General features: G+C 72.6%; 7 protein-coding genes and 1 pseudogene. 2 read left to right on the top strand and 6 right to left on the bottom strand.

What is annotated here, in order from left to right:
* Positions 1-103 (top strand): annotated as a pseudogene (locus G3N18_RS16235) (glucosamine-6-phosphate deaminase); the annotation flags it as partial.
* 1,118 nt (positions 104-1,221) lie between these two features.
* On the opposite strand, the gene G3N18_RS15185 reads toward G3N18_RS16235, so the two are convergent.
* Entirely contained in the window at positions 1,222-1,713 is a 492-nt protein-coding gene (locus tag G3N18_RS15185; protein WP_230404232.1) for a LuxR family transcriptional regulator, read from the bottom strand.
* Positions 1,714-1,752: 39 nt separating this feature from the next.
* Positions 1,753-1,875, bottom strand: coding sequence for a hypothetical protein (locus tag G3N18_RS16360; protein WP_268932619.1), 123 nt, complete (start codon positions 1,873-1,875; stop codon positions 1,753-1,755).
* A gap of 85 nt (positions 1,876-1,960) precedes the next feature.
* On the opposite strand from G3N18_RS16360, the gene G3N18_RS15180 reads away from it, so the two are divergent.
* Positions 1,961-2,413: a GNAT family N-acetyltransferase gene (locus G3N18_RS15180; protein ID WP_196385099.1), complete on the top strand. Its 453-nt coding sequence runs from the start codon at positions 1,961-1,963 to the stop codon at positions 2,411-2,413.
* A gap of 206 nt (positions 2,414-2,619) precedes the next feature.
* On the opposite strand, the gene G3N18_RS15175 is transcribed toward G3N18_RS15180, so the two are convergent.
* From G3N18_RS15175 to G3N18_RS15160, 4 genes are all read right to left on the bottom strand, one after another.
* Positions 2,620-4,437, bottom strand: coding sequence for an ABC transporter ATP-binding protein (locus G3N18_RS15175; RefSeq protein WP_196385098.1), 1,818 nt, complete (start codon positions 4,435-4,437; stop codon positions 2,620-2,622).
* Positions 4,434-6,299 carry an ABC transporter ATP-binding protein gene (locus tag G3N18_RS15170; protein ID WP_230404231.1) on the bottom strand — a complete coding sequence of 622 codons (1,866 nt, stop codon included), beginning with the start codon at positions 6,297-6,299 and terminating at the stop codon, positions 4,434-4,436. Before G3N18_RS15170 ends, G3N18_RS15175 begins: the two co-directional genes overlap by 4 nt.
* 392 nt (positions 6,300-6,691) lie before the next feature.
* Positions 6,692-7,204, bottom strand: a complete 513-nt coding sequence (locus tag G3N18_RS15165; RefSeq protein ID WP_196385097.1) for a methylated-DNA--[protein]-cysteine S-methyltransferase — start codon at positions 7,202-7,204, stop codon at positions 6,692-6,694.
* Positions 7,201-8,098 (bottom strand): DNA-3-methyladenine glycosylase family protein (locus tag G3N18_RS15160; RefSeq protein ID WP_196385096.1); only part of this gene is annotated, 898 nt, incomplete at its 5' end. The genes G3N18_RS15165 and G3N18_RS15160, both read right to left, overlap by 4 nt.

Below are 8,098 nucleotides of genomic sequence, written 5' to 3'. Positions count from 1 at the left end.
CGACTCGATCGACGACGTGCCCATGCACTGCATCACGCAGGGCCTCGGCACGATCCTCGAGGCGGGGCACCTGTTCCTGCTCGCCTTCGGCGAGGGCAAGGCCGAGCGGCGCGCCGCACGCGAGCGCGACGAGCGCGAGCAGCACCGCGCACGCGATCGAGCCGACGACGAAGACCGCTTCGCGGTGCCGGATGCCTCGGTGACGGCTCGCGCCGTCGATCAGGGCTCCGCCGCCGATGGCCACGAGCACCCCCGCGCCGATCTCGAGCAGCGAGGTCGCCCGGAGCGCATACGGCAACACGCACGCCGCGTAGAGCACCGCCACCGCCCACCGCGGCGGAACGCGCAGCCGCATCGCGCGGGTGACGGGGGCGCGGGCGTCGGAGGGGGCGGCGGGGGCGCGGGCGTCGCGGGCGTCGCGGGCGTCGGGCGCGGTGCCCGGGGCGGCGGGGTCGGGCGGCGGCGCGAGGGCGGGGACGGGGGCGTGGGCGAGTTCAGCGAGCGCGTGGCTGGCGGGTCGCACCTCGTCGACCGCGAACGCGCGCACGTCGTCGGCGCCCGCATGGTCAGAGGCGGCGAGCACAGTGAGCGCACGCGACACGTCGCCGATCGCCCGGTGCACGCTGTCGCGCGCCACTGCGTCGAACGCGGCCGTGCGCCGGTCGAGGTCGGCACGTTCGGCGACCGCCGCGCGCAGCAGTGCGTTGGTGTCTCGAAGCGACCGCAGCGCACCCACGACGATGGCGATGGCCGTGAACACCACGACCCACACGGCGACGTTGGTCGCCACCCGGAAGAGCAGCTGCCACTCCTCGGGCGGCGTGACGCCGACGCTGCACAGCCAGGCATCCTGCACGGCGGGTCGCGCGGCGGCGATCAGCGCGACACCCACCACGACGATGGTCGTGCGCACCCGGGCGGCGCGGTGCGGCGCCGCCCCGCGCCCGCAGACGCGCTCGAGCGCGCCGAGGACCGCGAGCGCGGCCGCGAAGCACACCCAGGTGAGAAACCCGGCGGCGAAGACCTGCGCGGCCGGGCCCGACACGGCCGGAGCCATCACCGTGAGCGAGAGCAGCAGCGAGGCGCCGATCGTCCACGCCGAGATGAACCGCCCCGAGGCGAGCGCCGACCGGGTCGCTGCGACCAGCCGGGTCATCGCGACGGCACCGCGATGGTCACGCTCCGCACCGCCGCCACCCCCCTCAACCGTTCACGAAACGGTCACCACGACGAGTCGCGGGCAGGTCCGAAGGCCGACAGATAGAGGGTGGCCGCCGCGACGCGCGGGCTGACCGAGGCATCCCCCGTCACGCCGAGCCGGTCGAAGATGCGGCTCACCGAGCGCTCCACCGCGCGCACCGTCGACGACGAGGCGGCCGCGATCTGGTCGTTCGACCACCCGCGCGCGATCATCGCGAGCACCTCGAGCTGATGGCGGGTGAGCTCGCCGAGGGGGTCTGCCGCCGCCGGAATCTCGACCTCGGGCGCGGGGCGCGACGACAGGGCGCGCTCGAGCGCGGCGACCATGTCGTCGGGCGAGCCGAGGTCTTGCTTCGAGACGAACACGGCGCGTTCGATGCCCATGGCCTTCGCTCCCGCCGCGGCGCGCGGATAGCTGCTCAAGAAGACGATGCCGAGGTGCGGAGCGAACTGCGACAGCATGGCCGCGAGCTCTGCCCCCGACGGGCGTGACCCGAGGTCGATGTCGGTCATGAGCGCATCGGGGTCGAACTCAGCGAACAGCCGGGTCGCCTAGGCCGCGTCGGCGGCGGCGGCCGTCTCCCACCCGCGCTGAGCGAGCATCTCGCACACGAGCACGCGCAACGCCGCCTGGTCTTCGACCACCAGCACGCGACGCGTCCACTCGCTGCTCACGGCTTCACGATAGCCGAGCGGCGGCGAGCTTTTTTCCGACGTTTGGACGACGCCGGGGCATCGGCGGAGCGGGTAGCCTGTGCACATGACCGAGCTGCGCCTCGAGGAACTGTCCGCCACCACGATCGTCGCTGTGAACGCGCTGTCGCTCAAGCCCGGGCAGGAGCAGTTCATCGCGCCGACCAGCTATGCCGTCGCCGGCGCGGTGACCAACCCCGCCACCGCGTGGCAGCGGGTCGTGCTCGACGGCGACGAGGTCGTGGGCTTCGTCAGCGCGAACTTCGACGACGACGCCGACGAAGACCGGTTCCGCTCGGTGCTGTGGCGCATCAATGTGGATGCCGACGATCAAGGCCGCGGCGTCGGCCGCTACGCCGTCGAGAAGCTGCTCGACGAGGCGCGCACGCGAGGCGCAGACCGCGTCACCGTGATCTACGAAGCCGGCGAAGACGGTCCCGAGCAGTTCTTCACCCGGGTCGGCTTCGTGCCGGTCGACGAGACGGAGTACGGCGAGGTCGTCGCCGAGATCCGGCTCTGACGCGGGCGGGCCGGGGCCACCGGCATCCGTTCATCGCCTCTCTGCGAGGCCTTGTGTCCCACATGTGGTCGCCTGACGGGCGCTGAACCAGCCGTTTCTGGGACGACCCCCGCCGCAAACGGGACAAGCCCCGCCCCGAAGGGGACGAGGGTTGTCACGCGGCGCGCACAGGCGCGGGCGGGGCGGACAGGCGCGGGCGGCGCGGGTCAGACCAGCGACTCGCGCCAGGCGGCGTGCAGCTGGGCGAACTTGCCGGTGCCCGCGATGAGGGCCTCGGGGGTGTCGTCCTCGATGATCTCGCCGTGCTCCATCACGAGCACCCGGTCGGCGATCGCAACCGTCGATAGGCGGTGCGCGATGATGATCGCGGTGCGCCCGCCGAGCAGCGTCTGCAGCGCGTGCTGGATCTGCCGCTCGCTGGGGATGTCGAGCGACGCGGTCGCCTCGTCGAGGATCAGCACCGCCGGATCGGCGAGGAACGCGCGGGCGAACGAGATCAGCTGCCGCTGCCCCGCCGACACGCGCCCGCCGCGCTTGTTCACGTCGGTGCCGTAGCCGTCGGGCAGGCGCTCGATGAAGGCATCCGCCCCCACGGCGCGCGCGGCGGCCTTGATCTCGTCGAGCGTCGCGTCAGGCTTGCCGAGCGCGATGTTGTCGGCGACCGTGCCGCTGAACAGGTACGCCTCTTGCGTGACCATGACGATCGCACGGCGCAGATCTTTCGGGTGGAGCGACCGCAGATCAACCCCGTCGAGCGTCACCTGACCGCGCGACGGGTCGTAGAACCGCGACACGAGCTTCGCGAGCGTCGACTTGCCCGCACCCGTCGTGCCGACGAGGGCCACCGTCTGCCCGGCGGGGATGTCGAGCGAGAAGTGCGGCAGGATCGTGCGGTCGCCCGAATACCCGAAGACGACATCGCGGAACTCGACGTGCCCGCGCGAGGTCCAGAGGTCGACCGGATCGACCGGGTCGGGCACCGTCGGTTCTTCGTCGAGCACGCCCGACACCTTCTCGAGCGCGGCCGTCGCCGACTGGTACGAGTTGAGGAACATCGCCACCTCCTGCAGCGGTGCGAAGAAGTTCCGCACGTACAGCACCGCCGCCAGCAGGGTTCCGACGAGCAGGGTGCCGTCGGCGACACGGATGCCTCCCCACAGGAGCACGCCCGCGACGGCGAACGCCGAGACGGCCATCATGCCCGGCTCGAACGTGCCGAACAGGCGCAGCGACCGCATGTTCACATCGCGGTACTGGCCCGACAGGTCGCCGAACTCGTCGTCGTTGCGCTCTTCTTTGCGGAACGCCTTGACGGCGCGGATGCCGGTCATCGTCTCGACGAACTTGACGATGACCTTCGCGCTCACGACGCGCGACTCGCGGTAGGCCCGCTGCGAGTTCACGTAGAACCAGCGCATCAAGAAGTACAGCGGCACCGCGGCGACGACGAGCACGAGGCCCGACCGCCAGTCGATCAGCAGCAGCGCGATCAGCGTGAACCCGCCGTAGAGCACGCCCGAGACGAGCTCGTTGAGCCCGCCGTCGAGGAGCTCCCGGATCGAGTCGAGGTCGCTCGTCTGACGCGAGATGATGCGCCCCGACGTGTACGACTCGTGGAACTCGAGGCTGAGGCGCTGCGTGTGCACGAAGATGCGCTTGCGCAGGTCGAGCATGACGGCTTGCGTGAGGCGCGCGGCGACCACCGCGTACCACCCGATGAGGGCGGCGCCGCCGACACCCGAGACGAGGTAGACGGCGACGATCATGATCGTCGGCATCCAGTCGCCGTAGTCGATCACGCGCGGCAGCGCCGTGTTGAGGCCGTACGCGATGAGCGCCGGGCCGGCGACCCGGAGCGCCGTCGAGATGACGAGCACGGCGCCCGCGAGCACCAGCTGCCAGCGCAGCGGCGCCACGAGCGAACCCAGCAGCCGCAGCGAGCGGCGGCGGATAGTGCGCGACTCGTCGCGCGTGTAGTCGGAGCGGTCTTCGCCGGTCGTGCCGGCGACCGATGCCGTGGTCATCGCGTCACCTCCTCATTCGCGTGTTCGCGGTCGTTCGCGCCGCCCGCGGGTGCGCGGCGGTCGGATGCCTCGCGGCCGGACTCTTCGAGGCTCGAGATCACGTGGCGGTAGTGCTCGCTCTCGCGCAGCAGGTCGCTGTGCCGCCCGACCGCCGTGACGCGGCCCTCTTGCAGCAGGGCTACCCGGTCGGCGAGGGTCACGGTCGACGGGCGGTGCGCGATCACGAGCGTCGTGGTGTCGGCCATCACCTCGCGCAGCGCGTCTTCGACGAGCGCCTCGGTGTCGACGTCGAGCGCCGACAGCGGGTCGTCGAGCACGAGCACGGCGGGGCGTGCGGCCACCGCGCGCGCGAGCGCGAGGCGCTGGCGCTGGCCGCCCGAGAGCGACAGCCCCTCTTCGCCGATGACCGTGTCGACGCCGTCGGGCAGGTCGTCGACGAACCCGGCCTGCGCGACGGCGAGCGCTTCGCGCAGCACCCGCTCGGCCTCGGCGCTCCCCGGCTCGAGGTCCTCGCGGCCGAGCAGCACGTTCTCGCGCACCGTCTGCGAGAAGAGCGTCGAGTCTTCGAACGCCATGCCCACGTGGGTGCGCAGCTCGTGCAGGGTCAGGTCGCGTACGTCGACACCGTCGATCGTCACCCGCCCACCGGTGACGTCGTACAGGCGCGCCGGCAGGGTCGTGAGGGTCGTCTTGCCCGAACCGGTGAGCCCGACGAGCGCCATCGTCTCGCCCGGCTCGAGCGCCAGGTCGATGCCGTCGAGGAGGTCGCGCTCGGATGCCGAGGCATCCTGATACCGGAAGTGCACGCCCTCGAAGGCGAGCGCTCCGCGCGGTTCGGCGATCGTCTTCGGCGCGGCGGGATCGGTGATCGTGTTCTCCTCGTCGAACACCTCGAAGATGCGGTCGGTCGCGGTGCGCGCGTCGAGGAGGAACGAGAAGAGGAAGCCGATCGACTCCATCGGCCAGCGCAGCACCGTCGCCATCGCGAAGAACGCGACGAGCTCGGCGACCTGCAGCTGCCCGGTCTGGACCAGCACGATGCCGACGCCGAGGCACAGCGCGAACGCCAGGTCGGGCAGCAGCACCAGCCAGAACCAGATCCAGCCGACGGCGCGCGCCTTGCTGAGCTCGGTCTCGCGCAGGGTCTCGGCCTGCCGGGCGAACTTGACGAGCGCGTGCTTGCCGCGGCCGAACGCCTTGAGCACGCGGATGCCGTGCACCGACTCCTCGACGCTCGTGGCGAGGTCGCCCGCCTGGTCCTGGCTCTGCCGGGCGAGCGTGCCGTAGGTCTTCTCGAACCGGTAGCCGGCGTACCAGAGCGGCGCGCAGACGACCAGGAACGTGAGCCCCAGCGCCCAGTGCCAGCGGAACAGCAGCACCATGCCGACGAGGATCGTCAGCATGTTGACGACGAGGAGCACGAGCCCGAAGGCGAGCCACCGGCGCAGCATGCTGATGTCTTGCATCATGCGGCTGAGCAGCTGGCCCGACTGCCAGCGGTCGTGGAACGCGACGGGCAGGCGCTGCAGGCGCTCGTAGAAGCTCGTGCGCATGTCGTACTCGACCGAGGTCGACGGGCCGAGCACGAACCAGCGCCGCAACCACACCATGAGGGCTTCGAGCAGGCCCAGCACGAGGATGAGCGCGGCGCCCCAGGCGAGCTGGGAGAGGTCGCCCGAGGCGATCGGGCCCTGCACGAGCACTTCGAGCACGAGCGGGATGGAGAGGGCGAGCAGGCTCGCGACGAGCGCGCTCGCGGCGCCGAGGGCCAGGCGCGGCAGCACCGGCTTGGCGAACGGGTAGAGCCGGGCGAGCGCCCGGGGAGTGGAAAGAGCGGATTGTCTCTCGGTGGCGGAGGTCATGATCCTTGTGGGGTGGTGGTGCGGATGCCGAGAACGGTGGTCGGCGGACAGGTGAAGGGCAGGTCGACTGCGCGACGGCGCGGAGGAGACACGTGGCCCCGGCGGGGAGGACGCGATGAAGAGAACGCAGCGTGCGGCGGGACTATGCCGCCGATGAGGAACGCGAGTGCGTCACCCTCGCGGACGCGCGACTCCCACGGCCCCGAACGGGCGGAGGACAGCGGGCTTCGTCTCGACGATGGTCGTGGACATGGCTTCCTCCAGGAATCGGTGGGCGGGGACTGTCGCGCGCGCTCACCCGGACGGGTGCGACACGACGCGACAGCCCTCCAGCCTAGACCTGAGAGTTCGCTGTGTGCAAGAGCCGGTTTCGGGCGGGTGCGTCCCGGCGGTCAGGCGGACAGGACCGCGGCGCCCGCCTCGCCCGCCTCGCGGTCGAGCAGGGCCCGCTTGACCCGGGTGCCCCACGCGAAGCCGCCGAGCCCTCCCCCGGTGCGCAGCACCCGGTGGCACGGCACGAACAGCGCCGGAGCGTTCCGCGCGCAAATCGACGCGGCGGCCCGCACCGCCCGCGGGCTGCCGAGCGCGGCCGCGAACTCGGCGTAGGTGAGCGGGGCGCCCGGCGTGATGCGGCGAAGCGCCGCCCACCCGGCGAGCTGCAGCGCGGTGCCCTGCTGGGCGACCTCGACGTCGTCGATCGCGGTGAGGTCGCCGGCGTAGTAGCGGGCGACGGATGCCGCGGCATCCGTCTCGCCGTCGACGATGCGCACGGGCGGCGTGCGCAGGCGCGCGGCGATCGCGGCGGGGTCGTCGGTCCAGCCGCTGGCCAGCACGCGCTGGCGCTCGTCGACGAGCAGGGTGAAGGGGCCGTCGGGCGTCGCGAGGGTCTGGATGATGGCGGTCACGGGGTCTCCTGCGGGGTGGGTCGGGGGGCGCGGCGGGCGGTGCGGGCGGCGTGGGGAGGCTGGCGGGTCGGCCGTGCGTCACCAACGGTCGGATCGATGGGGCTGATGTCGTCGGGAGTGACGCGCGCGGCGACACCCGCCCCACGGCTCCGACCGATGGCGACGGGCCGGGGCGGCACGGCCCGCCACAGGTGGGCCGTGAGGTAGCTGCGCCACGGCGCGGTGCGCGCCGCCCAGGCGTTGAACCCACGCGGGTCGGCGGGGATGCCCGACGCCGCCGCTCCCGCGCGCACGGCCACGTCGCCCGGCAGGGTCACGTCGGGGTCGCCGAGCACGCGCATGCGCACGTAGTCGGCCGTCCACGGGCCGATGCCCGGCAGGGCGAGCAGGGCCTGGCGCTGCGCCGCGCCGTCGTCACCGGTCGTCAGCACGAGCGACCCGTCGGCGAGCGCGGCGGCCGCGGCGGTTATCGCGCGGCTGCGCGCACCCGGGCCGCGCAGCACCTCGGCGCCGTGCTCGGCGATCGCCTGCATCGTCGGGAACAACCGGTCGTGGCCGTCGAACCCCTCGACACGCTCCCCCAGCGCGTCGGTGAGGGCTGCGAGGGCGGTCGTCGCCGCCGACACCGTGATCTGCTGGCCGACCATCGCGCGGATGAGCATCTCGTGCGGGTCGGCCGCGCCCGGCACCCGGATGCCCGGCACGCGGGCGACGAGCGGGGCGAGTTCGGGGTGGGCGTTCAGCGCCGCATCGACGGCGAGCGGGTCGGCGTCGAGGTCGAACAGTCGCCGCGCGCGGGCGACGAGCACCGGCAGGTCGCTCAGGTGCGTGGGCCGCGCCGCGCGGCGCCCGCGCCGGCGCGCCCTGCCGCGATCGGCAGCGCCCACGTCTGAA

Origin of the sequence: Microbacterium paulum (assembly GCF_015707995.1) — a bacterium.
Taxonomy (GTDB): domain Bacteria; phylum Actinomycetota; class Actinomycetes; order Actinomycetales; family Microbacteriaceae; genus Microbacterium; species Microbacterium paulum.
This window is presented reverse-complemented; position numbering and strand designations above follow the sequence as displayed.